Source organism: Bradyrhizobium ottawaense, from assembly GCF_002278135.3.
GTDB classification, from domain to species: domain Bacteria; phylum Pseudomonadota; class Alphaproteobacteria; order Rhizobiales; family Xanthobacteraceae; genus Bradyrhizobium; species Bradyrhizobium ottawaense.
Genome location: NZ_CP029425.2, coordinates 4,184,728 through 4,210,024, shown reverse-complemented (window position 1 = coordinate 4,210,024; position 25,297 = coordinate 4,184,728). Strand labels below are relative to the sequence as shown.

The following is a 25,297-nucleotide window of genomic DNA, read 5'->3' as shown; positions in this document are numbered from 1 at the left end:
GCGCATCGAGACCGTGATAACCACCCTCGCAGGCTTCAGGGAAGCGCTTTTTCCGCTTATTTTTCCAACAACTTACGGCCTTACGGAGAGCGTCTCGGAGGGACCCGGAACAGGCCTTCCGAAATCACCTCCGGGACCTCGTCAATCGCGCGGCCGGCGCGCGCCATCGACGCGATTGCGCTGGCGCAATCCGAGTTCAACCCAAACATGAAGCGGGCCCGGAAATCCCGAGCCCTTTCTGCCGATTAGTAAGGTTTGCTGACACGAAATGGGAAGGCGCCGCTCAGCCGGCTTGCGCCCCCTCATCGTCCGGTCCCTGCTCAGAACGGGATGTCGTCGTCCATGTCGCTGTTGCGGCCACCGCCGCCGGCGGCCACGGGACGGCGCGGTGCGCTGCTGACGGGTCCGGAGGAGCCGAAATCGCCGCCCGGCTCGTCGCCGAAGCTGCCGCCTCCGCCGCCGCCGCCACGGCCGTCGAGCATCGTGAGCGTCGAGTTGAAGCCCTGGAGCACGACCTCCGTCGAGTATTTCTCGACGCCGCTCTGGTCGGTCCATTTGCGGGTCTGCAGCGCGCCCTCGATGTAAACCTTCGCGCCCTTCTTCAGGTACTGCTCGGCGACCTTGCAGAGCCCTTCATTGAAAATCACGACCCGATGCCACTCGGTCTTTTCCTTGCGCTCGCCGCTGTTCTTGTCGCGCCAGGTCTCGGAGGTCGCGATGCTCAGATTCGCGATCGGCCGCCCGTCCTGGGTGCGGCGGATTTCAGGATCCTTGCCGAGATTTCCAACCAGAATGACCTTGTTGACGCTTCCCGCCATCGCCGCTCTCCACTCCGAATGCCACTGAATTTCCTAAGGCCGAGCGCGCTGCTGCGTTCCTCTGCGCCCTGTTAAGGCGACCCTATACGCTTGCAGGGGCTGCTCAGCCCGTCACCCCCAAGGTTATCCCCACATATAGCACCGACCGGCGGTCTGTTCCAGATTTGTTCCTGCAGAAATCGCCACCAAATGTGGAGACGGGATGGCGTCTAAATGGCGATGTGATGGCAATTGGGATGGAACCAAATCGGGTTCCCGTGAACGGCAAAAATCACTTAACATTCATTAAGTTAGAGGTAGGTCGATTACACCCAACTGTTGCACTCCGGGCACGGACTCTGCCGCAGAATCGAGCTATCGTCGTGCTTGGAATTGATGCAATGGGCCTCGCGCCTGATAGTCCGCCTTGGGGAACTCAGAGAGGCGGACACGACTGGGGAGATTACAGTGAAGAAGATTTTGATTGGCTTTGCCGGCGCGGTTGCGCTGACCCTCTCGGCTCCGGCCGGTGCTGCCGACCTTGCAGCCCGTCCCTATACAAAGGCGCCGATCGCGCCCCCCGCTCCGATCTATACCTGGACCGGTTTCTACATTGGTGTGCAGGGCGGTGGTGCCTGGGGCCGCAGCGACGAAACCTTCTTTGGCGGTCCGAATACGGCGATCTTTGCTGGAAGTCAGAACTACGACACCACCGGCGGCTTTGTCGGTGGCGTAGTCGGCTACAACTGGCAGGCGGCCAATTGGGTGTTCGGCATCGAGGGCGACTATCATTGGGCTGACATCAACGGACGTTCTGCCGAGATCAATGCCGGCCTCGGCGACACCTATTTCACGAGAATCCGCGGCTTCGGCGACATCAAGGGCCGTCTCGGCTACTCGACCGGCCCCGCTCTCTTGTTCGTCAGCGGCGGCGCTGCGGTCGGCGACATTCAGCATCGCTACGATGGCATCCCCGGAAACGTCTTCATCCAGAACAACACCCGCTGGGGTTGGACCGTCGGCGCCGGCGCGGAATACATGTTCGCTCCGAACTGGTCGGCCAAGGTCGAATACAACTACATCGATTTCGGCAAGAGCACGATTCAGTACAGCCCCGTCGTGACCAACCGCTCCGAGTGGACCGATACCGTTCACACGGTCAAGGCAGGTGTGAACTATCACTTCAACTGGGGTGCGCCGGTCGCCGCGCGCTACTGATATCCATCTGATATCATTGACGTCTAAGGCCGGCCTCGCGCCGGCCTTTTTCGTTTGGCGCGACATGAACGGGAGGCAATAAGTCAGTAACCATCACCTTTTCGACCGCTGTGGCTTTTCGGAGACACAACTTGCGGCTTTGGTGGTGTAAGTACGGCGTCAGTTGGGCCGTTGAGTCCGCTGCCCTTCCGGTCAGGAAGGCAACAACAGAAACTGGGACTGGGATTAGTTGAAAATGAAGAAGGTTTTGTTGGCTTCGGCCTGTTTGTTCGCTCTCGCTGCGCCCGCCTCGGCGGCCGACCTCGCAGCCCGCCCCTACACCAAGGCTCCGATCGCTCCGGCGGCGGCCGTCTACAACTGGACCGGCTTCTACCTCGGTATCGTCGGTGGCGGCGCCTGGGAAAGCGCTTCCGGCGACCCGAAGATGAAGGGTGGCTTCGTCGGTGGCACCGCCGGCTACAACTGGCAGACCGGCAACGTCGTGTTCGGCATCGAGGCCGATGGCTCCTGGGCTGACGTCAGCGCCTCGGCGACCGCTCTCGGCCTCACCGTGTCGTCCAAGACCGACGCGCTCGGCACCGTCCGCGGCCGCATCGGCTGGGCCGTCAACAACGTGCTGTTCTACGGCACCGGTGGTTACGCCTGGATCGACAACAAGGTCAGCGTCAGCGCGCTCGGCGTGACTGTCTCCGACAGCAAGTTCCACTCGGGCTGGACCGTCGGCGCCGGCGTCGAGGCGTTCTTCGCTCCGCAGTGGTCGGTCAAGGGCGAGTACCTCTATCGCAGCCTCGGTGGCGAGACCTACTTCTCCGGTCTCGGCGCTCCGATCACCACCGGCACGCTCAACTTCCACACCGTGCAGGTCGGCGTGAACTACCACTTCGGCGCCCCGGTGGTTGCCAAGTACTGATCTGCGAAGCACTGATCACTACCGACGTCACATCGTCACGAAAGGCCGGCCTCGCGCCGGCTTTTTTGTTTTTTCGCGCGCCAACCGGCTCGCTCGCGTTTTCGGAGAGATGTGGCGCCCGGGTGACACAACCTTTGGCTTTAATGGTGTAAAGCAGTGACATTAGTCGGGTCATAGGTCCGCTGGCTCTTCCGCTTTCCGGAAGGTCAGAAAGAGAAACGGAACTGGGGAATGGATATGAAGAAGCTTTTGCTGGCTTCGGCCGGTTTGTTCGCACTCAGCGCGTTGGCACCGGCCTCGGCGGCCGATTTGGCGGCCCGCCCCTACACCAAGGCTCCGGTCGCGCCGATCGCGATGTACAATTGGAGCGGTTTCTACATCGGTATCAACGGCGGCGGCGCCTCGAGCCGCAATTGCTGGGACGTCAACAACATCTTCGGTGTTGCGGGTCCGGACACGGCTGAAGGCTGTCACAATGCGACCGGCGGCGTCGTCGGCGGACAGGTCGGTTATCGCTGGCAGTCGGCCAACTGGGTGTTCGGCCTTGAAGCCCAAGGCGACTGGGCCAACCTGAAGGGCTCGAATACGAGCGTGGTGCTTGGGCCGCTGGTCAACCAGACCAAGATCGACGCGCTTGGCCTGTTCACCGGCCAGGTCGGCTATGCCTGGAACAACGTGCTCTGGTACGTGAAGGGTGGCGCGGCCGTCACGCACGCCAAATATAACGGCCTGCTGGGCGGCGTGGTCCTCGACAGCGCAAGCGAGACGCGCTGGGGTGGCGCGGTCGGCACCGGCATCGAATTCGGCTTCGCACCGAACTGGTCCGTGGCGATCGAATACGACCATCTGTTCATGGGCAAGCGCAACAACTCGTTCACGATCCTCGGCGTCAACGACCGTATCGATCGGATCAAGCAGGACGTCGACATGGGCACCGTCCGCCTCAACTACACTTTCGGCGGCCCCGTGGTCGCCCGGTATTGATCTGAAGTCCTGATCGCTACCGACGTCCCATCGTCACGAAAGGCCGGCCTTGCGCCGGCCTTTTTGTTTTCGCGGCAGCTTCCCGCGCAGTTCCGCACAGCAACTGCTGCCAGATGCCGCCAGCGCGCCAACATTCCGTTGACGATTCGCAAGTCCCACTGGAAATCCGTCTCCGTTCTTCCTACGTTCGCTGACAACCCCATCGGCGCCGATCCCGGTTCCGGGCGAGCGCGCCTTTTTTATTGGCGCGGTCGCGCACCCATGGGATTCCTTGAGGGCAACTCGGATGGATGAAGTGATCAAGGCGAAGCGCCAACAACAGAACGCGGGCTCCAGCCTGCGCGCAATTACGATCCGTGGCGCGCGCGAGCACAACCTCAAGAACATCGACGTCGAGATTCCCCGCGACAAGCTGGTGGTGTTCACCGGCCTCTCCGGCTCCGGCAAATCCTCGCTCGCCTTCGACACCATCTACGCCGAGGGCCAGCGCCGCTACGTCGAATCGCTGTCGGCCTATGCGCGCCAGTTCCTCGAGATGATGCAGAAGCCTGACGTCGACCAGATCGACGGCCTGTCGCCGGCGATCTCGATCGAGCAGAAGACGACGTCGAAGAACCCGCGCTCCACCGTCGGCACCGTCACCGAGATCTACGACTACATGCGCCTGCTCTGGGCCCGCGTCGGCGTGCCCTATTCGCCGGCCACGGGCCTGCCGATCGAAAGCCAGACCGTCTCGCAGATGGTCGACCGCGTGCTGGCGCTGCCCGAGGGCACCCGCCTCTATCTGCTCGCGCCCGTCGTGCGCGGTCGCAAGGGCGAGTACCGCAAGGAGCTCGCCGAATGGCTCAAGAAGGGCTTTCAGCGCGTCAAGATCGACGGCACCTTCCACGAGCTTGCGGAAGCGCCTGTTCTCGACAAGAAATTCCCGCACGACATCGACGTCGTGGTCGATCGTATCGTGGTGCGCGCCGACATCGGCCAGCGCCTCGCCGAGAGCTTTGAGACCGCGCTGAAACTCGCCGAAGGCCTCGCCGTCGTCGAATTCGCCGACGCGCCGGCGGCGGCTCCCGCCGAGGAAAAGAAGAAGACCGCCAAGATCCACGACAAGAGCGGACCCGAGCGCATCCTGTTCTCGGAAAAGTTCGCCTGCCCGGTCTCTGGCTTCACCATTCCCGAGGTCGAGCCGCGCCTGTTCTCGTTCAACAACCCCTATGGCGCGTGTCCGGCCTGCGGCGGCCTCGGCGTCGAGCAGCATGTCGACGAAGACCTCGTCATCCCCGACAAGGAGCTCGCGATCGGTAAGGGCGCGATTGCGCCCTGGGCCAAATCGTCGTCGCCCTATTACGTGCAGACGCTGACTGCGCTCGGCAAGCACTACAAATTCACGCTGACCACCAAGTGGAAGGACCTGGCCAAGAAGACGCAGAACGCCATCCTCCACGGCTCCGGCGAGGACGAGATCAAGTTCTCCTACGAGGACGGGGTGCGCTCCTACGACACCAAGAAGCCGTTCGAGGGCGTCATCACCAACATCAACCGCCGCTATCGGGAAACCGAGAGCGAGTGGGCGCGCGAGGAGCTGGCGAAGTATTTCCACGACGTGCCCTGCGAGGGCTGCAAGGGCTTTCGGCTCAAGCCCGAGGCGCTCTGCGTCAAGATCGGCGGCAAGCATATCGGCGAGATTTCCGAGCTGTCGGTGAAGGGCGCCGGCGCATGGTTCGAGACCGTGCCCGAGGCGCTCAACGCGCAGCAGAACGAGATCGCCGGCCGCATCCTGAAGGAGATCCGCGAGCGTCTCACCTTCCTGCTCGACGTCGGCCTCAACTACCTCACCCTCTCCCGCTCCTCCGGCACGCTGTCCGGCGGCGAGAGCCAGCGCATCCGCCTGGCCTCGCAGATCGGCTCGGGCCTGACGGGCGTGCTCTACGTGCTGGACGAGCCCTCGATCGGCCTGCACCAGCGCGACAACGCGCGCCTGCTCGACACCCTCAAGCGGCTGCGCGACCTCGGCAACACCGTGATCGTGGTCGAGCATGACGAGGACGCCATCCTGCTCGCCGACCACGTCCTCGACATCGGCCCCGGCGCCGGCATGCATGGCGGCAACATCATTGCCGAAGGCACGCCCGCCGAGATCATGCGCAACCCGAAATCGCTCACCGGCAAGTACCTGACCGGCGAGCTCGAGGTCGAGGTGCCGGAGCGGCGGCCGCCGAACCATCGCCGCACCATCAAGGTGGTCAATGCGCGCGGCAACAATCTCAAGAACGTCACCGCCGAAATTCCGCTCGGCCTGTTCACCGCCGTCACCGGCGTGTCCGGCGGCGGCAAGTCGACGCTGCTGATCGACACGCTCTACAAGTCCATCGCCCGCAAGCTGAACAATGCCAGCGAGGGTGCGGCCCCGCACGACCGCATCGAGGGCCTCGAGCACATCGACAAGATCATCGACATCGACCAGTCGCCGATCGGCCGCACCCCGCGCTCCAACCCCGCGACCTATACCGGTGCCTTCACGCCGATCCGCGAATGGTTCGCCGGCCTGCCCGAATCCAAGGCGCGCGGCTACGAGCCCGGCCGCTTCTCCTTCAACGTCAAGGGCGGCCGCTGCGAGGCGTGCCAGGGCGACGGCGTCATCAAGATCGAGATGCACTTCCTGCCCGACGTCTACGTCACCTGCGACGTCTGCAAGGGCAAGCGCTACAACCGCGAGACGCTGGAGGTGCTATTCAAGGGCAAGAGCATCGCCGACGTCCTCGACATGACCGTCGAGGAAGCCGCCGAGTTCTTCAAGGCGGTGCCGCGCGTGCGCGAGACGTTTCAGACCCTGCACCGCGTCGGGCTCGATTACATCCACGTGGGCCAACAAGCGACGACCCTCTCGGGCGGTGAAGCCCAGCGCGTCAAGCTCGCCAAGGAGCTGTCGAAGCGCGCCACCGGCCGCACGCTCTACATCCTGGACGAGCCCACCACCGGCCTGCACTTCCACGACGTCAAGAAGCTCCTGGAAGTGCTGCACGAGCTCGTCGCGCAGGGCAATACGGTCGTCGTCATCGAGCACAATCTCGAAGTCATCAAGACCGCCGACTGGGTCATCGACCTCGGCCCCGAAGGCGGCGACGGCGGCGGCGAGATCGTCGCCTGGGGCCCGCCGGAGGACATTGCCAAGGCGCCGCGGAGCTACACGGGCAAGTTTCTGGAGCCGGTGCTGAAGAAGGCGAGGAAGCCGAAGCGAAGGAGCACGAGCGAGGCGGCGGAGTAGCAGCCTCTCCGCGGCTTCCCATTATGTCATTTGCTCGTCGCCGGGGCTAAGAACTCCGGCGGCACTGTATCGGTCAGCCAGACCCCATTGTCGGCGCGATAGAACTTGAAACCGCGCGCATACATGCCGCCGGCATCGACCTTGAAGATGTGGGGCTTGCCATGGCGCTGCCCCACTTGCCGCGCGGTCTCCTCATCGGAGGACAGGTGCACTTGTTGGCGCGCCTGCGGTTTCAAGCCCTCCGCGAGGATCGCTTCGACAAATCGCGTCGCCGTCCCGTGGTAGAGGACTGAGGGCGGTTCTTGGGGTGGCAAGCCGAGCTCCACCGATACAGAGTGCCCTTGGGCGGCCCGGATCTTCAGTCCGTCGGCTGATAGCGAAAATCGCTTCTTGTCGCTGCTTGCGACGACGCCGAGCAGGTCAGCTCGGTCAAACATCGTCCCTGTTGCATTGGCTTTCTCAAGCAATTCGTCAATATTGACCCAGCCCTCGGCACTAAGCGTCAAGCCGATCTCATCGGGCTTGTGTCTCAGCACGAAGCTCAAGAACTTGCTAAGTTGAATCTGATCGACCGGCATCTTTGTCTTCCTGCTTCCGTCTTGTACATCCGGCCACTTAGCTCGACCAGACTCCCCTTCCCCCATGCCCTACACCCTCGCCATCTTCGATCTCGACGGCACGCTGGCCGACAGCTTCCCGTGGTTCCTGCGCACCGTCAACGACATCGCCGACCGCTTCGGCTTTCGCCGCGTGCGGGATGAGGACGTCGAGGGACTGCGGCATGCCTCGACGCGCGAGATCCTCAGCCACCTTGAGGTACCCTTGTGGAAGCTACCGGCAATCGCGCGGCATGCGCGGCGGCTGAAGGGAGAGGCAGCTAGCGAGATCCCGCTGTTTGGAGGTGTCGAGACCATGCTGCGGACGCTGGCGGACAACGGCGTGCAGCTCGCGCTGGTGACATCGGACAGCGAGGCCAATGCGCGCGAAAAGCTTGGCGAGGCCGCCGCGCTGTTTTCGCATTTCGACTGCTCGGCATCGCTGTTCGGCAAGCCCGCGAAATTCCACCGCGTCATCCGCCGCGCCGGCGTGGCGCCAAACCAGGTCGTCGCTATCGGCGACGAGGTCCGTGACATCGAGGCAGCGCGCAGCGTCGGGATTGCCTGCGGCGCAGTGTGCTGGGGCTATGCGGCCCCGGCGGCGCTGCGCGCGCACGGGCCGGATCACGTGTTCGAGCGGATGGACGAGATTGCGGACGTGTTGTGTAATCGTAGGGCGGATTAGCGAAGCGTAATCCGCCGACCGATCGTCGATGCAAGATGGCGGATTACGCTTCGCTAATCCGCCCTACACACCCTACACACCCTACTCCGTCCTGCGCAGGAACACCCCGAACGCCCTTGGGCCGTCGCCGGTCTTGATCTCGCCGATCACCTTCAGATCAGTCGCGTCGATGATGCTTAGCGTGTTGCTCTCCCAGCAGGCGACGATGACGCGCTTGCCGTCGGCGGTCGCAGCGATGCCTTCGGGATAGTCGCCGACATTGATGCGCTTGACCGGCTTCAGGCTCGCCAGATCGAACACGCTGACGGTGCCGCCATATTGGTCGGTGACGAAGCCCCGGCCCAGCGTCAGCGCCACCGCATAGGGGCGCATGCCGACCGGCACGCGGCCGACCTCGCGGCCAGCGGCGATGTCGATCACGGAGACGTCGTCGGAGCCGACATTGGCGGTGTAGGCGCGCTTGCCCTCGGCATCGATGGTGACACCGAATGGTCGGGTGCCGACCTTGACGGTCGCCTTGCGCTGGCGCGTCGCCGTGTCCACGACCGAGACGATGTCGTCGTCGCGGTCGGCCGAGAGCAGCAGCCTGCCGTCCGGCGTCACCGCCAGGCCCGATGGCGAGGCGCCGACCGCGATGCTGGCCGTGACGCTGCGGCTCGCGGCGTCGATCACCCGCACCGCAGCTGCATACCAATCGGCGACATAGACGGTGCGGCCATCGGGCGCCACGGCAATGCCGAGCGGCCCGCCGCCGACCTCGATCCGCCCGACCACCTGCCGGGCTGCGGCGTCCACCACCGTCACCGCCTTGGCGTCCGGGCTCGTCACATAGGCAAAGCGGTCGTCCGCGCTGACGGCGACGCCGGCCGGCTTGCCGCCGATCGGGATGGTCGCGACGCTACGCGCGGCGGCGAGATCCACGACCATCAGATCGTCGCTGAGCTGGTTGGTGACGAACGCCTCCTCGGCAGCGGCGCTGCCGAGGCTGGCATGACAAAGGCTGGCGGCGAGCGCCGCCAGAACCAGCATCCGCACGATCAGCTACCGCTCTCGATCTTCTTCTTCAGGGCTTCGAGGCCGGCCTTGTAGAGCCCGCTCACCGCCTTCACCGCGGCCTCGTCGCTCAGCTCCGGCGGCGGATCGTTGTTGGGAAAGCCGCGGTAGAATGCCCCGGCCCATTCCAGCTTGGACTTGCCGTCGGAAGCCGGCGACACCGTCAACGTCGAGGAATAATTGGTCACCGGCAGCACCTTCACGTCGACCTTGGTGATCCGGTACGAATAGCTCATCATGTCGGGCTCGTATTTGTAGAGCTCCTCATCGACAGTCGCCCCGCCCGTCAGCGTCAGTTGGCGCGTCGCGCCGATCTCGTTGCCCTTCTCGCCGGTGGTCTTGGTGACAGGCGGAAGCCAGCCCATGTCCTGGAAGTTGCGGATCGCGGCCCAGACCTTGTCCTGCGGCGCGTTGATCTCGATGGATTCCCGCACCTTCTGCCGGGTCGGCCCATGCGCCCAGGCCGCCGGTGAAAAAAACGGCCCGAAGGCTGCCGTCAAGCCTGCCGCCCCACACACAGCCAGCGCGCCAGCCACAGCCGTGCGCCGTCCAATCGTCACCCTCATCTCGTTTCCTCTTACGTCCAGTTGATCGTGCGCGACTTGGAATGCGCGCTGCGGTCATCCTAGCGCATTTTGGGGCCGAGGGGAGACCGGTTCGTGGCGCCGTTGCGGCGGAGCCCGGCGCGACCCACAAGCCCTTGCGCGACCCGGCGGGCAAAACACCCACGGGAGGGTCAACACCGCCAAACCGAAATATTTCTCTTTATCAGAATTTCGGATTATAGTATAGACGATCATCCCAACCCGGCCGAGGGGCGCAACGCGATCGTCACGACACGCGGGATGGGACGTGGTGGACGCAGGCGGCGTCGGCGCGAAGGTGGTTTGCAGGGCGGGTCACACCGTGAGCAAGGACTAACGCGCACACGACCGGTGCAGCCTGCGTACGGCAAAATCGTGTGGTCCTGGCGCCCGGGGTCTGTGCGCCAAGTGTTGCGGTGATGTCGCGGGCCCGACCGGGTGCGCGCATCAGCCATCCGCAAGGCGACGGGGGCAATAGTGCATCGCTCCCCGGGGAGAGCACGACATAAGCCGTAAACCCACTGCGCAGGGAAGGCCGGATGTTTGGCTACACCTGTATGCCGCTGTGCAGCTTTTTAAGCACACGCTTTCGCACAGTGGACCGCGGGTGCCAGCCGGCACCCGGCCTTCCCTGCGCCCTCGGCACTTTTGAGGGTGGCAACTGAAGCAAAAGCTCGGGCACGATGTGCCGCGAGGATGAAAGCCTGTGCCAGACCTTCACCGACAGTCTCGTGCCCCGGACGCGGCGCAGCACGAAGTGATGCGCAGCAGAGCCGGGGCCCACGCCGCAACGACACCTGCGGCTCCTGGGTCCCGGCTCTGCGCCGCAACGCTCACGCGTTGCAGCTTGTCCGGGACACCAGAGCGGAAAATGCCGCTACTCCACCTACCGTCATTGCGAGCGCAGCGAAGCAATCCAGACTGCCGCCGCGGAAAGATCCTGGATTGCTTCGTCGCAAGGGCTCCTCGCAACGACAGCGGAGAGAACAGCCGTCAGACACGTTCAGCTATTCCTCCAGCGTCGCCTCCACAAACCCGCGCGGGTCAGCACAAAACTCCCGCATCAACCGGTAATGATCCGTCTCCTCGACCGTCACCGGCTCCAGCCCATATTTCGCCAGCCGCAGCAGCCGCGCATTGGGATACGCCATCAGCATCGGCGAATGGGTCGCCATGATGACCTGGCAGATCCGGGAATCCTCCATGCGTCGCAGCAGCTTCAAAAACTCGATCTGGCGCGCCGGCGACAACGCCGATTCCGGCTCGTCGAAGATGAAGATGCCCTGGCGCTGACAACGCTCCTCGAAGAAGCGCAGGAAGCCTTCGCCGTGGGAGTGCGACAGGAAATCGGGACCGGCCTGGCCGGCATCACGCGCGGCCTTGTCCAGATACCGCGCGACCGAGAAAAAGCTCTCGGCACGAAAAAACCAGCCATTGCTGATCTTCGGCAGCCAGCTCGCGCGAAGCGCCTTGCCGAGCTGGCCGCCCATCTTCTCGCGCGCCTCGGAATGGTCGACCGGCATATAGCCCTTGCCGCCGCCGGCATCGTCGTAGCCGGCGAGTGATGCGATGCCCTCGAGGATCGTCGACTTCCCGGTGCCGTTCTCTCCAACGATAATCGTGATGGCAGCGTCGAAATTGAGCTCGAAATCATCCGGGAAGATGGGCAGGCAAAACGGATAGGCCTCGCGATCGTGAACTTTCGACGGGTCGAGCCAGACCCGCTTCAGATACGGTGCCGGCAGGTTGATCGTGCGATGACCTCGCCGGCTCATGGTCGTCTCTCCGTCCGTTCCGCCACCGGCGATCTCAAACCGGAACGTAACGGGAACAATGATGCCGCGCAAGTGGCAGGGGCTCCCGGCGCGAGCCCCGGTCGCAACCTAGTCCAGCGCCTCCAGCACCAGCTCCATCGTCATCAGCACGGGATTGTCGCCGCGGACCAGCCGCCCCTCCGCCAAGCCGCCGGTGTAGTCGACCAGCGCGACGTCGAGCGCCGCTTCGATCGCACCGGAGTGCCCGGGCGCGATCAGACCGGCCGTCACCGCAAGCTCGGTCGCAAACGGCTCGGTCACGCCGCCATGGCTGAAGCGCGCGCCGATGGTCGAGCCGACGCCACCATGGATCTTCGCGCGCGCGATGCCATGCGTGCGGCAGAAGTCTTCGAGGGAGCCAGCAAAATCCTGATTGGGGCGCAGCCGCAGCGCGAAGGCGCTGGCCGTGGTGCGCGCGCCGCTGCTCGCAGCCGCCACCGGCCCGAACAGCTTGAAATTGGTCTCGGGATCGGACTCGGCGGCGAACATCGCGCCATCAAGGCCGAAGGCCTCGACCTCGAACGGTTCGGCGACAACAGTCTCGTCCGGCAGCATGTGGCCACCGCTCGCCTTGCCGTCCGCCTCCGTCCACAGCCCGTGGCAGTGAAAGAACGGCACGCCGTCGCGCATGCCGAGCGTCATGCTCCCGAGCTTCGTGCGCGTCACGCCGCCGGGCCGGTACGTGTCGCTATAGAACGCCGCGTTCTCGCCGGTCTTCGACAGCGCCGGCATGACATAGGCGAACGGCCCGAGCGCGCCGTGCCGGAAGTTGAGCACGCCGCCGGCAAATCCCTCCGCCGCAAAGCCACGCCGCGCGGCTTCCAGCAGCGGCAGACCTGCCGGAAGCGTGAACGAGAAGGCGCGCCCCCTCGCCTCCACCCATTGAATGCGTTCCGCGATGGGCGCGCCCGGCTGCGTGATACTCCTCATCACCTGCGCTCAGCCTGTCTTCGTCTTGTCGAGATCGAGCAGCCCGCGCGCCTCGAGCTCGTCGCGCACCATGCGCTTGGGGACCTTGCCATAGCCGGATTTCGGCAGCGCCTCCCAGAAGAAGAACCGCTTCGGCATCTTGTAGCGCGGCACCTTCGGCGAGAGGAACGCCGCCATTTCGGCTTCGCTCACTGCCTTCTCGCCGGCACGCGCCACGCAGACGGCGACGCCGACCTCGCCCCAGGTCGCATCGGGTACGCCGAGCACGGCGACCTCGCCGACCGCGGGATGCGTCAAGATCTTCTCCTCGATCTCGCGCGGATAGATGTTGGAGCCGCCGGAGATGTACATGTCGGAGGCGCGGCCCGTGATGTAGACGAACCCCTCTTCATCCATGTGACCGAGGTCGCCGGTGCGGAACCAGCCGTTGCGGAACGCCTTCGCATTGGCTTCGGGATTGTCGTAATAGCCTGCGAGCACCGCCGGCCCGATCACGCAGATCTCGCCGCTCTGGTTGGCCGCGAGCTCGCGGCCCTCGTCGTCTTGGATCGAGACCTGCATGCCGGTGCGCTCGAAGCCGCAGGTGCCGATCTTCGCGTGCGGGCCGTCCTCGGGATCGTGCAGCGCTGCCGGCAGCACGGTGATGTTGCCGGTGACCTCGCCGAGGCCAAAATACTGCACGATGACCTTGCCGAGCTTCTTCAGCGCGGTTTTCTGATCCTCGCGATACATCGGTGCCCCCGCATAGATCACGTGACGCAGCGAGGAATGATCGTATTTGTCGACGGCGGGGTGCTCGACCATCATCTTCAGGATCGTCGGCACCGTGAAGAGATTAGCGACCCGATGGATCTCGATCAGGCGGAATGCCTCGTTGATGTCGAATTTTTCGGTCGGCAACAAGACAGTGCAGACGCCGCGCGCGGTCTGCACCAGTTGATGCACGCCGGCGCCATGCGACAGCGGCGCCACCACCAGCGAGGCGTCGTTCTCGGTGACGCCGGGCGTCAGATCGGCGAGATGGTTGGTGATCACAAAGCCCATCTGGCCGTGAGTCAGCACCGCGGCCTTGGAGCGGCCGGTGGTGCCCGAGGTGAAGAAGAACCAGCAGGGATCGTCGTGCTCGACAGCGACATTCGCGACATTGGCGCCGGCCTGCGAGGCAATGGCCTCAGCAACCGAGCGCTCGCCGAACGCGCCCTTGCCGTCGACGCTCCAGGTGAACTCGAGCGCGCCGCCTTTCACGGCCGCCGCATGCTCGGGAAAATCGACATGGCACAGAAACGCCTTGGCGCCGGAGGCCTCTGCGAGATAGGTGACCTCATCCGGCATCAGGCGGAAATTGGTGGGCACCCAGACCGCGCCGAGCCGGAACGCGGCGAACATCGAGAAGAACATCTCGTCGCCATTCTTGGAATGGACCAGGATACGGTCGCCCTTGGCAATGCCACGCGCGGCGAGCGCCGCCGCCAGCGCCGAGACCTGCGCATCGATCTGCCGCCAGCTCCAGGACTTGTCACCCCAGACGAAACCGGGACGCGCGCCATGCCGCCGCGCATTCTGGGTCAGCATGTGAGCGAGATTCATGACGCGGCGGGACATGCGCAGGGGCTGCATGGGGATTCCTCTTCGAGGGCGGACGGCGCGCTGGCCGCCGGCTCATTGCATCCCATTTATCGCCATCGCCCGCGCCCCTGCAAGGCCGGCGGATGCACGGCTCCCCTACGGCTGCTTGAAGGCAAACGGCGTCGCCGTGATCGCCTTCTGCTTGACGCAGGTCTGCGGGCCAAAGCCGCCGCAGAAGCTGCCATGAAGATCGAAGCGGACGGTGCGCGCAGCGCCGCGCTTCATCGGCGGGGCCATGATCTTGTAGCGGAGGACATAGCCGTCAAACACCGGGCGAACGTTGCCGTCCGGCAGCGCCACCAGGATGTTGATGACGCAGCCGCCAGTTCCGCAATAGGTCGTCTCGCGATCGCCGCATTTGGTGTCCTGGAAATCGACGATGTAGTCGTCGCGGCCGTCACCGGTCAGGTCGATCTTACGCACCGTATCGGGCGCGAAGGTCACCTCGCCACCGTCCTGGCTGGTGCATTCCTCGTTGGCGTAGCGCAGTGCCTTCTGCACGCCGGGCGGATAGTCGGAGGGATTGAACGGCTTTGCATCCTCCGCGCGCGCGGCGGAGACGAACAGAGCGAGCAGAAGCATCAAATAGCGCATGCGCGTTTGTCGCCGGCGCGGCCGCAATCGTTCAGGGAATTTTAAACATGATCGGCGCACCCTCGCTCAGTTCTCGCGTAAAGAGTGCCGCGTCATGGTCAAAGCGCCCGCCTTCCTCCTGTTGTCGCTGGCGCTCGCCGGATGTGCCGTGGCGCCACAGGCGCATCTGGCCTCCGATCCCGCCTTCAAGCCTGCGCGTTACGCCTGGGATGGCGCCGGCGAGGATCCCAATCGGCCGCGGGCAGCCGCACAACCAGCACGGACCGCGGCGCGATCCGAGCGCAACACATCGCAGGCCGGACTTCAGCCTCAGTCGAAGGAATGGTGGCAGGCGCAGGATGCCAGCGAGGCCGAGCAGGATGCCAGGGTCAACCGCTCCCTGGTCATCTGCCAGGGATGCCTGCGCCCGCCGCAGCAGCCCGAAGATTCCAGGCTCGCCAAAGCGGCCGATTGAACCGAACGACCTCAACATCGGAAACCGGCCGGCGCGACCGTGCGTTATGACTTGGTGCGCGAGGCTGGCAGCTGGAGGGGCGACAACATGAGCAACGTCATCAACAACAAGGACCACTGCCGCTACGAGCTCGCAGTGGATGGCAATCTTGCGACCGAGCATTACAAGCTCGATGGCAACGTCATCACATTCGAGCATACGGACGTGCCGAAGGAGCTCGGCGGCAAGGGCGTCGGCTCGAAGCTGGTGCAAGGCGCTCTCGACCAGGTCCGCGCCGCCGGATTGAAGCTGATCCCGCAATGCCCGTTCGTGAAGGCATGGATCGAAAAGCATCCGGACTATTCCGACCTCGTGGCGAGGTGAGAGCACAGGCCCGCCGCCCGAAGCCAGCGGGCCTGCCGACATCTACGGCCTATCGTCCGTGCTTGAGCATGTCCTGATCGTTCAGATCCCAGTCCTGCCACAGCTGAAGGATGCCCAGCAGCACCACCGCCGCGCCGAGGCTCGTGTGGTAGATGCGGAGAAAGCCGTCAGCGGAATAGCCGAGGGCGTAAGGCGAGGCGATGAGCCACAGTCCGACGAGGATCGTCGTCACCTCTTGCCAGCGCTGCAAGGCGACATATTCGAGCTGGCTGATGCCAAATACGACCAGGCCGATTGCGACCGTATTCAGGATCGCCGTCGGGTGCCCGGCAATCGCCGGATCCTGGATGGGAAACCACGGCGAAGCCACGATGAGCGCGCCGAGCAGCATCCCGCACCAGTCTTCCCATGTTCGATGAGTATTCAAGAAACCAAAGTCCGACATCGTAACCTCCTGCAAAGAGGCATACGTCTGCGGCTGGCAATCATGACACTCCGAATGTCTAGCGACCCTGCCGGCCGCATTCGGGCGTATGTCCTTGAGAGGACGTGGGAGCCGCCGTGGAACTTGCAAGGGTGTCGCCGGTAATTATTGGAGCCGGCGTGGTGTTCACCAAGGATGGCTTCTCGTACTGCGCTGCAGCTACAGGCACGCGCGTTTGCAGATATCTGCCGTGCGGCAAGCTCCCATGGCTGCGCCTTGCCAAGGACGGGGACGGGCTCCTAGATCAACGCGTCAGACGCACGGCGGAAGGATCTTGCATGGTGGCATCGGTACGGGACAACAAGGACAGGAGCCGCTTCGAATTCGATGTTGGCAACGAGGTCGCCTTCGCCAATTACCGGCTGACCCCGACGGCGGTCATCATCACCCACACCGAGACGCCCCGCGCGCTGCGCGGCCGCGGCATCGCCTCCGAGCTGATCAAGGGCGCGCTGGATTTGATCCGGCGCGACGGCCGCAAGGTGATTGCCGGCTGCGGCTTCGTCGTCGACTATCTCGACAGGCATCCGGAGGACGCGGATCTGGTCGCCTGAAAGCAAAAGGGCCCGCGCGACTGCGGGCCCTTGCGACACGACCGGCGGTCGATCAGTGCTTGCAGTCAGTGCTTGATCTCTGGCGGCAGCTTGCCGCCATTGGCGGCGAGCTTGGACATCACCTGCTTGTGCAGCCAGACGTTCATGCTGGCAGAGTCATTCATGTCGCCGCTGTAGCCGAGCTCCTTGGCGAGATCCTTGCGCGCAGCGAGGCTGGAATCGATGTCGAGCGCCTTCATCAGGTCGACGATCGAGGTACGCCATTCCAGCTTCTCGCCCTTGTGCGCGGCCACCGCCTTGTCGACGATCGCTGCCACGTCGACCGCGGCCATCGGCGCGCCTGCCGGAGCCGAAGCGTCCGGCGCGGCCCCTGCGGGCGCACTGCCCGGCGCTGCGCCACCGGCGGGCGCGGCGGAAGCCGGCTGGCTGCCGAAGATCGCGCTCATGATTTTCCCGAAAATGCTCATGTCTGCTCCCCGAAAAGGATCCGTTGGAAGGGCCTTGAGTGGCACTTATAGACCAAGTTACTGCGTAGCGCCCGCAAAGTTCCGCGAGCCAGCACGCAGCATCAGCTTATCTGCGGCGAAATGACGACCGAATGACACCGTCGAGTTGCGCTGCGGCATCGAATTTCACCCAAGCGTGAGGGACAGGACTCGCAAATGGGCGTACGCTTCCAGCTCAGCTCGCGATGTCATCCGGAATTCGCGTCTGGTCGGGATCGCGGGACTTCAGAGAATGGCGGCCGCTCGCGCCGTTTGCCGGCGCCGAATTCGGCCGCTCGGCAAGGGAGCTAGCGACCATGGCCACACTCTACCAGGGCAATGTCCCCACGATGGCCCAGCCCACTGATGCGGCTGGACCGGTGATCCGAACCCTCCAGCTGTCCGATCTGCACGATGCGCTGAGGCGCGGCTGGGAAGATTTCAAGGCCGTGCCGAGCCACGCCATCATCCTCTGCGTGATCTATCCGGTGCTCGGCCTCGTGCTCGCCCGCGTGGTGATGGGCTATTCGGTGCTGCCACTGTTGTTTCCGCTGGCCGCCGGCTTCGCGCTGATCGGGCCCTTCGCGGCCCTCGGTCTCTACGAGCTCTCCAGCCGGCGCGAACGCTATGAGGAAGCCAGCGCCTGGGATGCGATGGAGGTGCTGCGTTCGCCTTCGTTCGGAGCGATGCTCGGCCTCGGCACATTGCTGCTCGCGCTGTTCGTGACCTGGGTTGCGACCGCGCAGGCGATCTATGTTGCGGCGTTCGGCTATGAGGGCGTGACCGGACTCTCGGACTTCATGACGCGCGTGCTGACGACGCAGCAGGGCTGGTGGCTGATCGTGGTCGGCTGCGGCGTCGGTTTCCTGTTCGCGCTCGCCGCGCTGTGCATCAGCGCCGTGTCGTTCCCCTTGATGCTGGATCGCCATGCCGGCGCGTTCGAGGCGATGAGCACCTCGCTGCGCGTGGTCGCCAGGAACCCGGTGCCGATGGCGGCCTGGGGCGTAATCGTCGCGGTCCTGCTCGCGCTCGGCACGATCCCGGCGTTCCTCGGCCTTGCCGTGGTGATCCCCCTGCTCGGCCATGCCACCTGGCATCTCTACCGCAAGGTGATCGTCTCGGAGCCCGGTGCACGTCCGGTGCCGCCCCCGCCGCATCGTCCGCGCAAGCCGGCTGCCGACTTCCCGGCCAACCTCTTCCCCTGGCGTAATAGGACGGACGCCTGACGATATCGTGACATGCGATCCTGCCCTGGTTCGGGCAGGATCGCGGCCTGTCGCACGCCTTGCTTTGGCCGCGGTTCCGATCGAGATTGCCGGCCGGCCAGATCGCTTCACGGAATTCATTACCTCGAATGACCTCGACGATTTCTCGTCTCGCTCTCGCAGCCTTCGCTCTCTCCGCGTCAATCCTGTCCGCCCAGCCAGCGTTCGCCGCGGTTGCCTGCGGCTCGGGCAATTTCGATGCCTGGCTTGCGGACTTCAAGACCGACGCTGCGGCCAAGGGCATTTCACAGCAGGCCATTGCATCTGGTCTCGCCGGCGTGACACTCGATCAGAGCGTGCTCAACCGCGACCGCTCGCAAAAGGTCTTCGCCCAGACCTTCGAGGAATTTTCCGGCCGCATGGTGCCGCCGCGCCTGGAACGCGGCTCCAACAGGATGAAGCAGTACGGCTCGGTGCTGTCGCGCATCGAGCAGACCTATGGCGTTCCCGGCGAGGTCCTGGTCGCGATCTGGGGCCTGGAGACCGATTTCGGCGTCAACACCGGCAAGTTCGGCACGATCCGCTCACTCGCAACACTGGCCTATGATTGCCGGCGCGCGGAGCAGTTTCGCGCCGAGCTGCTGGACGCACTGCGCATCGTCCAGCGCGGCGATCTCGTGCCAGCCGAGATGAAGGGCGCCTGGGCAGGCGAGCTCGGCCAGACCCAGTTCATGCCGTCGTCCTGGATGAAATACGCCGTCGATTTCGACGGCAACGGCAAGCGCGACCTCCTGCACAACGCGCCCGACGTGCTCGCCTCCACCGCCAATTATCTTGCCGGCTATGGCTGGCAAAAGGGCAAGGATTGGCAGCCGGGCAGTCCGAATTTCGCGGTGCTGCAGCAGTGGAACAAGAGCGAGGTCTATTCCAAGACTGTCGCCTATTTCGCCACCCAGCTGGCGCGCGCCCCCTAAACACCCATCAACAAACGCGTAGGGCCGATCGCCCGGCGACCGGCCCTCTCTTGTGCTACCTACCCATCACTTGCCCATGGTGGCGTGCATCGCCTTGTTCAGATGCGCGCCGCATGCGCCCATTTTGCCGTTGAGCAGCGAATCCTGCGCAGCCGCGATCTCCTTCTGCGCCACAAACTTGCTGTCACCGTCGGCCATGTTCTCGATCGCGGTCTCCGTCTTCTCCAGATTGGCCGAGCTGCAACCGCCCGTGGCGTGCTTGGCGGCCTGGGCCGGCGCGACGGCGAACGCGACGGCGGCGATTGCGATAACCCCGAGTAACTTCGTCATGACGTTACCTTCCTTCTCTTGATCTTGGGACAGACCCGGCGACATTGCCGGCCTCTGCACCACGACTTTCCCCCGGACGCGGCAACTTGCCGCAATAAATTCCCCGCGAGAATTGCGTGATGTTGCGCGCCACGCAGAGCCGCATGCGAAATTTCTGATTTTCATTACATCTCGGTAATCATCGCCACACGCTCGGCGTGTGTGCGCTGCGTTATCGTGGGGTGCGAATGGGCCGTTCGCTGCATTTCGTCGCCAAACCTGCTCCGGCAAAGCCCCCTAGGACCATTACAAGAAGTGAATTAAAATTCAGATCGGCGAGGTTCGTCTCATGCGAATCACGCATGCCGGACTTGGGTATAGAAGCTGAGCGTCCGACTTGCCGGTGACAGGAATGCAACCTATTTCGGCTATGATCGAGATCAATCGACAGCTCTTAAATCCGTGATTTCACGGGAGTTTGTCGCTAGATTCGGTCCATACCGTCCAAGCCTTGGGCGGGACTGGTGAGAGGTTAAGCGTCCCTTACCCACGGTATGCGTTACTCGCTTAGCTGCATCGCAACATCGGAACTTTCGCACTGCACCACTCTCACTTATATTCATTTCAACGATGCAGTCCGGGCAAGGGCTGAATCGAACTACAGGAGACTACCAATGCTGCTCTCGCTCATCCGCATGATCCAGGCCTTCCGGGACTATCAGCGCAATGTTGCCGAGCTGTCCCAGCTCAGCGATCGCGAACTGGCCGATATCGGCCTCGATCGCTCGGACATCCCGCGCGTTGCCGCCGGTCAGTATCAGGGCTGATATCGTTTCAGCCCTTCCACCGGAACGGACCGATAGCGCCCGCCTCGTGCGGGCGTTGTCGCATCTAGCGGCAGAAAACTCGATCTCGGCGATTCCACTCCCCGCCGAAAAGCGCTACCTGTCCGCCCCATGACAGGACCTCAATCCAACATCGTGCACGTGATCGGCGCCGGCCTTGCCGGCTCTGAAGCCGCCTGGCAGGTGGCCAAGGCCGGCGTGCCCGTGGTGCTGCACGAGATGCGACCGACCCGCATGACCGAAGCGCACCGCACCGACGGGCTCGCAGAGCTCGTCTGCTCCAATTCGTTCCGCTCGGACGACGCCGCCAACAACGCCGTCGGCCTGCTGCATGCCGAAATGCGCCGGCTCGATTCGCTGGTCATGCGTGCAGCCGACGCCAACCAGGTGCCTGCTGGCGGCGCTCTCGCCGTCGACCGCGACGGCTTCTCCGCGGCCGTCACCAAGGCGCTGAACGACCATCCCCTGATCCAGATCGCCCGTGGCGAGGTCAAGGGCCTGCCGCCGGCCGATTGGAGCAACGTCATCGTTGCAACCGGTCCCCTCACCTCCGCTCCACTAGCCGATGCCATCCGCGAGCTGACCGACGAGAACGCGCTCGCCTTCTTCGACGCGATCGCGCCGATCGTGCATCGTGAATCCATCGACATGTCGGTGGCCTGGTTTCAGTCGCGCTACGACAAGGTCGGCCCCGGCGGTACCGGCGCGGACTACATCAACTGCCCGATGACCAAGGAGCAGTATGACGGCTTCGTCGCTGCGCTCATCGCCGGCGAGAAGACCGAGTTCAAGGAGTGGGAGACCAACACACCCTATTTCGACGGCTGTCTGCCGATCGAAGTGATGGCGGAGCGCGGCCCCGAGACTTTGCGCCACGGCCCGATGAAGCCGGTCGGCCTCACCAACCCGCACGATCCCACGACCAAAGCCTACGCGATCGTACAGCTGCGCCAGGACAACAAGCTCGGCACGCTCTACAACATCGTCGGCTTCCAGACGAAGCTGAAGTATGGCGAGCAGCAGCGCATCTTCCGCACCATTCCCGGGCTGGCGAAGGCCGAGTTCGCCCGCCTCGGCGGCCTGCATCGCAACACCTTCCTGAACTCGCCAAAGCTTCTCGACGGTCAGCTGCGCCTGCGCGCGCAGCCGCGGCTGCGCTTCGCCGGCCAGATGACGGGCTGCGAGGGCTATGTGGAATCGGCCAGCGTCGGCCTGATCGCCGGTCTCTATGCAGCCGCGGACGCGCGCGGCGAGACGCTTGTCAGCCCGCCTGGCACGACCGCGCTCGGATCGCTGCTCGGCCACATCACCGGCGGCCATATCGAGACCATCGAGCCCGGCACACGGTCGTTCCAGCCGATGAACATCAATTTCGGTCTATTCCCACCGCTTGCGACCGCGCCGACGAAGAAACCCGACGGCACGCGCCTGCGCGGTAACGAGAAGACGGTGGCCAAGAAGCAGGCGATGAGCGCACTGGCACTCGCCGATCTCGATCGCTGGATCGCCGATCATTTGCGCATTGCCGCAGCCGCGTGAGTTTGCGATGAGCCTCCCCAAAGACGACGCCGCGACGCTCTCGGCGCGCTGGACCGAGGGCGTTCTGCTCAAGCGCGACGTGTTCTCGACCGTCGAGCGCGGGCGCTTCCGCGGCGAGAGCGGCGAGGTCGATGCCGTGCTGCGCCGGCTCGACGAGGTGCCGTGGTGGTCGTTTCTCCTGGCGCGCCATCTGTTCGCCCGCGAGAAGCACGCTCTGGCGCTCGCCAAAGGCCTCAACGTTGGTCCGGAGCTGCTGTGGGCCGGACGCCGTGCGCTGGTGCGCGGCTTCGTCGACGGCGTCGCTTTGCATCTGGCAAAGCCGCATGGCGACCTCGCCTATTTCCGCTCGGCCAAGGCGGCCCTGCGCCGGCTGCGCCGCGCCGGTATCTGCCACAACGATCTTGCCAAGGAACAGAACTGGCTGGTCGGCCGCGACGGCCTCGCCTATGTCACCGACTTCCAGCTCGCCGCCTGCTTTGCACGGCGCGGCCGGCTCTATCGCATCCTGGCCTATGAAGACCTCCGGCATCTGCTCAAACACAAGCGCTCCTACGCACCTGAGGCGCTGACGCCGCGCGAGCGAAAGATCCTTGCGAAGAAGTCATTTGCCGCCAGCCTGTGGCTTGTCACCGGCAAGAAGATCTACCGCGCGATCACGCGCGGCCTGTTCAACTTCACCGATCGCGAGGGCGGCGGCCGCAGGCTCGTGAATGACGCGCCGGTGCTGACCGAGCTGATCCGCAAAAACCCGGCCGTGCGCGACACCGCCATCGTGGCTTTCGCGGACCGCCGCTCGGGCGTCGGGCTCTATGCCTTCGTCGAAGCCGACCAGGCCACGCTCGAAGGCCAGTTGCGGAACGAGCTTGCGGCCGCAAAGGGGCCGAAACCGCCGGAGCACATCCAAGTGGTGCACGCGCTGCCGCGCGACGCCGGCGGCAAGCCGCGCACCGAGATCCTGCAACTGGTTGCCATGAACCAGCTCGACCTGATCGAGCCGATGATGAAGAACGACCAGGACCGAGCTTTCCTCAAGGACATCCTGGAACAGCGAAAAAATCTGCGCGACCGCTTCAACTTCGAGGCGGATCTGCCAACTCACTGACGGCCCCCCTCGCCTTGAAGCGTCCACATTGGCGATAGAGAAGCGGTCGGACAAGGCAGGCGCGGCGGGGTCATGGGCGCTCAGGGGACGATGATGCATCATCTGGTGGGCGGCCTGATTGCCGGCCTTCTGCTGCTGGCGGCCGCGCCCGCAATGGCCGAGACCCCGGCCGAGCTGATCTCCAGCTTCCGCCTCAAGCACGGTGAAGTTCGCGTCGTCCGCGATTCCACCCTCGACCGCATCGCCATGGACCAGGCCCGCGCGATGGCGGCGAAAGATGACCTCAGTCACGACGCACTCGGCCCCTTCAATCGCCGCGTCGCGCCCGCCGGCGCGGGCCGCGCCGCCGAGAACATCGCCTACGGCTACGACAATTTCGAGAAGACCCTGGGACAGTGGATCGACTCGTCCGGGCACCGCAAGAACCTGTTGCTGCACAACGCCTCCCGCGTCGGCATCGCCAGCGCGAGGAATGCCAGCGGCAAGCGCACCTATTGGGCCATGGTGATCGCCGGCGATTATGAGCCGAAGGGCAAGGGCAAGAAGAACAAGGAGCCCCAAATTGCCGTGAAGCGGGAAGCTGCGCCCGCAAGCAAGCCCAAATCGAGCAACTGCCACGTCAAGCTGCTCGGCCTCTGCATCTGAAATCCAGCCGACGTCCCTGGCCTGACGTCTTGCTCGGCCCCTTCGGCGCGTCTAATTCATGCATGAGGGATCGCGAGAAGTGGAGGCGTTGGTGATCGACATCGACCAGATTCGGTCTGACACACCGGCCGCCAGTCGGCTCGCGTATCTCCACAATGCGGGGGCGGCGCTCATGCCGACTTCCGTTGTCGCGGCGATGAAGCAGCATATCGATCTGGAAAGCGAGATCGGAGGCTATGCGGCCGCGGATCGCGAGACCGACCGGCTCGAAGCGGTCTACGGCTCGGTGGCGCGTCTGCTGAATGCCGCACCCGACGAGATCGCGCTCGTGGAGAACGCGACGGTCGCCTGGCAGATGGCGTTCTACGCGCTTCCGTTTCGCAAGGGTGACCGCATCCTGACTGCTGAGGCGGAATACGCGGCCAATTATGTCGCGTTCTTACAGGTCTCCAAGAGGACCGGCGCGACGATCGACGTCGTGCCGAGCGATGCCAGCGGCGAGCTCGACGTTGACGCGCTCGAGCGCATGATCGATGAGCGCGTAAAGCTCATCGCGATCACCTGGGTCCCGACCAATGGCGGACTGGTCAATCCGGCGGCAGCGGTCGGCAAGATCGCGCGGGCACGCGGCATTCCCTATCTGCTCGACGCCTGCCAGGCGGTCGGCCAGATGACGGTCGACGTCGAAGCCATCGGCTGTGACATGCTGTCGGCCACGGGTCGCAAATTCCTGCGCGGCCCGCGCGGCACCGGCTTTCTCTACGTTCGCCGCGCACTGCTGCAACGGCTCGAGCCGCCGATGATCGATCACTTCGCCGCGCCCTGGGTCTCGCGCGATGAATATCGGCTTCGCGACGATGCACGCCGCTTCGAGACCTGGGAGAACAATTACGCGGCCCGGCTGGGCCTCGGCGCCGCCGTCGACTACGCCCTGGAGATCGGCATCGCTCCGATCGAACAACGCTGCCGAATGCTTGCCGGCCGTCTTCGCAACGGCCTCGCGGCCCTTCCCGGCATCACCATTCGCGACCTCGGACGCGCGCCGGGTGCCATCGTCAGCTTCACGCTGGACGGGCACGAGGCGGACGCCGTTGTCGCCAGTGCCGCTGCAGCAGGCATCACCATCGGCGCTTCAGATCCGTCGAGCACGCGCATCGATGCCGAACTTCGCGCCTTGCCGCATGTCGTGCGGGCATCGCCGCATTATTACAACACGGAAGCCGAGATCGATCGGCTGATCGCTCATCTGGCGGATCTGGCGGCACGGTAACAAAAGGCCGGCGCG

General features: G+C 64.4%; 26 protein-coding genes. 15 read left to right on the top strand and 11 right to left on the bottom strand.

Features of this window, described 5'->3' with window-relative positions; all coding sequences use genetic code 11:
• Positions 1 to 320: 320 nt before the first annotated feature.
• A complete protein-coding gene (locus CIT37_RS20135; protein WP_018317913.1) occupies positions 321 to 818 on the bottom strand; it encodes a single-stranded DNA-binding protein in 498 nt (165 codons plus the stop codon).
• Positions 819 to 1,265: 447 nt separating this feature from the next.
• On the opposite strand from CIT37_RS20135, the gene CIT37_RS20130 reads away from it, so the two are divergent.
• From CIT37_RS20130 to uvrA, 4 genes are all read left to right on the top strand, one after another.
• On the top strand, positions 1,266 to 2,015 hold the full coding sequence (locus CIT37_RS20130) for an outer membrane protein (protein WP_038949133.1): 750 nt from the start codon (positions 1,266 to 1,268) through the stop codon (positions 2,013 to 2,015).
• Positions 2,016 to 2,250: 235 nt separating this feature from the next.
• Positions 2,251 to 2,925, top strand: a complete 675-nt coding sequence (locus tag CIT37_RS20125; protein WP_028144505.1) for an outer membrane protein — start codon at positions 2,251 to 2,253, stop codon at positions 2,923 to 2,925.
• 237 nt (positions 2,926 to 3,162) lie between these two features.
• Positions 3,163 to 3,909 (top strand): outer membrane protein, encoded by a 747-nt coding sequence (locus tag CIT37_RS20120; RefSeq protein WP_095424308.1) that lies wholly within the window; start codon positions 3,163 to 3,165, stop codon positions 3,907 to 3,909.
• 286 nt (positions 3,910 to 4,195) lie between these two features.
• Positions 4,196 to 7,171 carry an excinuclease ABC subunit UvrA gene (gene uvrA / locus CIT37_RS20115; RefSeq protein WP_028144503.1) on the top strand — a complete coding sequence of 992 codons (2,976 nt, stop codon included), beginning with the start codon at positions 4,196 to 4,198 and terminating at the stop codon, positions 7,169 to 7,171.
• 26 nt (positions 7,172 to 7,197) lie between these two features.
• Here uvrA and CIT37_RS20110 read toward each other — a convergent pair whose 3' ends face one another.
• Positions 7,198 to 7,749, bottom strand: a complete 552-nt coding sequence (locus CIT37_RS20110; RefSeq protein ID WP_028144502.1) for an RNA 2'-phosphotransferase — start codon at positions 7,747 to 7,749, stop codon at positions 7,198 to 7,200.
• A gap of 64 nt (positions 7,750 to 7,813) precedes the next feature.
• Between CIT37_RS20110 and CIT37_RS20105 the strand changes: the two genes are divergently transcribed.
• On the top strand, positions 7,814 to 8,452 hold the full coding sequence (locus tag CIT37_RS20105) for an HAD family hydrolase (RefSeq protein ID WP_028144501.1): 639 nt from the start codon (positions 7,814 to 7,816) through the stop codon (positions 8,450 to 8,452).
• 81 nt (positions 8,453 to 8,533) lie between these two features.
• On the opposite strand, the gene CIT37_RS20100 is transcribed toward CIT37_RS20105, so the two are convergent.
• The 6 genes from CIT37_RS20100 to CIT37_RS20075 form a co-directional block, all read right to left on the bottom strand.
• Positions 8,534 to 9,487, bottom strand: coding sequence for a YVTN family beta-propeller repeat protein (locus tag CIT37_RS20100; protein ID WP_028144500.1), 954 nt, complete (start codon positions 9,485 to 9,487; stop codon positions 8,534 to 8,536).
• Positions 9,488 to 9,489: 2 nt separating this feature from the next.
• Complete coding sequence (locus CIT37_RS20095; RefSeq protein WP_028144499.1) at positions 9,490 to 10,071, bottom strand: SRPBCC family protein; 582 nt, start codon at positions 10,069 to 10,071, stop codon at positions 9,490 to 9,492.
• 1,025 nt (positions 10,072 to 11,096) lie between these two features.
• Positions 11,097 to 11,864, bottom strand: a complete 768-nt coding sequence (locus CIT37_RS20090) for an AAA family ATPase (RefSeq protein ID WP_028144498.1) — start codon at positions 11,862 to 11,864, stop codon at positions 11,097 to 11,099.
• Between the two features lie 108 nt (positions 11,865 to 11,972).
• Entirely contained in the window at positions 11,973 to 12,833 is an 861-nt protein-coding gene (locus CIT37_RS20085) for a PCC domain-containing protein (RefSeq protein WP_028144497.1), read from the bottom strand.
• Between the two features lie 9 nt (positions 12,834 to 12,842).
• Positions 12,843 to 14,450, bottom strand: a complete 1,608-nt coding sequence (locus CIT37_RS20080; RefSeq protein ID WP_028144496.1) for an acyl-CoA synthetase — start codon at positions 14,448 to 14,450, stop codon at positions 12,843 to 12,845.
• 105 nt (positions 14,451 to 14,555) lie between these two features.
• Positions 14,556 to 15,053 (bottom strand): hypothetical protein, encoded by a 498-nt coding sequence (locus CIT37_RS20075; RefSeq protein WP_028144495.1) that lies wholly within the window; start codon positions 15,051 to 15,053, stop codon positions 14,556 to 14,558.
• Between the two features lie 94 nt (positions 15,054 to 15,147).
• Between CIT37_RS20075 and CIT37_RS20070 the strand changes: the two genes are divergently transcribed.
• Both CIT37_RS20070 and CIT37_RS20065 read left to right on the top strand, forming a co-directional pair.
• A complete protein-coding gene (locus tag CIT37_RS20070; protein ID WP_028144494.1) occupies positions 15,148 to 15,507 on the top strand; it encodes a hypothetical protein in 360 nt (119 codons plus the stop codon).
• Between the two features lie 87 nt (positions 15,508 to 15,594).
• The gene (locus tag CIT37_RS20065) at positions 15,595 to 15,870 is read left to right on the top strand and encodes a GNAT family N-acetyltransferase (protein ID WP_028144493.1); all 276 of its coding nucleotides are present in this window, start codon (positions 15,595 to 15,597) and stop codon (positions 15,868 to 15,870) included.
• Between the two features lie 49 nt (positions 15,871 to 15,919).
• On the opposite strand, the gene CIT37_RS20060 is transcribed toward CIT37_RS20065, so the two are convergent.
• Positions 15,920 to 16,315 (bottom strand): SPW repeat protein, encoded by a 396-nt coding sequence (locus tag CIT37_RS20060; protein ID WP_028144492.1) that lies wholly within the window; start codon positions 16,313 to 16,315, stop codon positions 15,920 to 15,922.
• 317 nt (positions 16,316 to 16,632) lie between these two features.
• Between CIT37_RS20060 and CIT37_RS20055 the strand changes: the two genes are divergently transcribed.
• Entirely contained in the window at positions 16,633 to 16,908 is a 276-nt protein-coding gene (locus tag CIT37_RS20055; RefSeq protein WP_028144491.1) for a GNAT family N-acetyltransferase, read from the top strand.
• Positions 16,909 to 16,973: 65 nt separating this feature from the next.
• Here CIT37_RS20055 and CIT37_RS20050 read toward each other — a convergent pair whose 3' ends face one another.
• Positions 16,974 to 17,375 carry a DUF3597 domain-containing protein gene (locus CIT37_RS20050; RefSeq protein WP_028144490.1) on the bottom strand — a complete coding sequence of 134 codons (402 nt, stop codon included), beginning with the start codon at positions 17,373 to 17,375 and terminating at the stop codon, positions 16,974 to 16,976.
• A 335-nt stretch (positions 17,376 to 17,710) separates the two neighbouring features.
• On the opposite strand from CIT37_RS20050, the gene CIT37_RS20045 reads away from it, so the two are divergent.
• Together CIT37_RS20045 and CIT37_RS20040 are read left to right on the top strand one after the other, a co-directional pair.
• On the top strand, positions 17,711 to 18,619 hold the full coding sequence (locus CIT37_RS20045; RefSeq protein ID WP_095424111.1) for a DUF2189 domain-containing protein: 909 nt from the start codon (positions 17,711 to 17,713) through the stop codon (positions 18,617 to 18,619).
• 128 nt (positions 18,620 to 18,747) lie between these two features.
• Positions 18,748 to 19,572, top strand: coding sequence for a lytic murein transglycosylase (locus CIT37_RS20040; protein ID WP_028144488.1), 825 nt, complete (start codon positions 18,748 to 18,750; stop codon positions 19,570 to 19,572).
• A 66-nt stretch (positions 19,573 to 19,638) separates the two neighbouring features.
• Here CIT37_RS20040 and CIT37_RS20035 read toward each other — a convergent pair whose 3' ends face one another.
• Entirely contained in the window at positions 19,639 to 19,965 is a 327-nt protein-coding gene (locus CIT37_RS20035; protein WP_028144487.1) for a hypothetical protein, read from the bottom strand.
• Between the two features lie 590 nt (positions 19,966 to 20,555).
• Here CIT37_RS20035 and CIT37_RS20030 point away from each other — a divergent pair.
• From CIT37_RS20030 to CIT37_RS20010, 5 genes are all read left to right on the top strand, one after another.
• Entirely contained in the window at positions 20,556 to 20,708 is a 153-nt protein-coding gene (locus CIT37_RS20030) for a DUF1127 domain-containing protein (RefSeq protein WP_007590701.1), read from the top strand.
• Positions 20,709 to 20,837: 129 nt separating this feature from the next.
• The gene (gene trmFO / locus CIT37_RS20025; RefSeq protein WP_028144486.1) at positions 20,838 to 22,265 is read left to right on the top strand and encodes a methylenetetrahydrofolate--tRNA-(uracil(54)-C(5))-methyltransferase (FADH(2)-oxidizing) TrmFO; all 1,428 of its coding nucleotides are present in this window, start codon (positions 20,838 to 20,840) and stop codon (positions 22,263 to 22,265) included.
• A 7-nt stretch (positions 22,266 to 22,272) separates the two neighbouring features.
• Positions 22,273 to 23,367, top strand: coding sequence for a serine/threonine protein kinase (locus CIT37_RS20020; RefSeq protein ID WP_028144485.1), 1,095 nt, complete (start codon positions 22,273 to 22,275; stop codon positions 23,365 to 23,367).
• Positions 23,368 to 23,460: 93 nt separating this feature from the next.
• Positions 23,461 to 24,012 carry a CAP domain-containing protein gene (locus CIT37_RS20015; RefSeq protein WP_161966442.1) on the top strand — a complete coding sequence of 184 codons (552 nt, stop codon included), beginning with the start codon at positions 23,461 to 23,463 and terminating at the stop codon, positions 24,010 to 24,012.
• A gap of 91 nt (positions 24,013 to 24,103) precedes the next feature.
• A complete protein-coding gene (locus CIT37_RS20010; protein ID WP_028144483.1) occupies positions 24,104 to 25,282 on the top strand; it encodes an aminotransferase class V-fold PLP-dependent enzyme in 1,179 nt (392 codons plus the stop codon).
• Positions 25,283 to 25,297 lie beyond the last annotated feature (15 nt).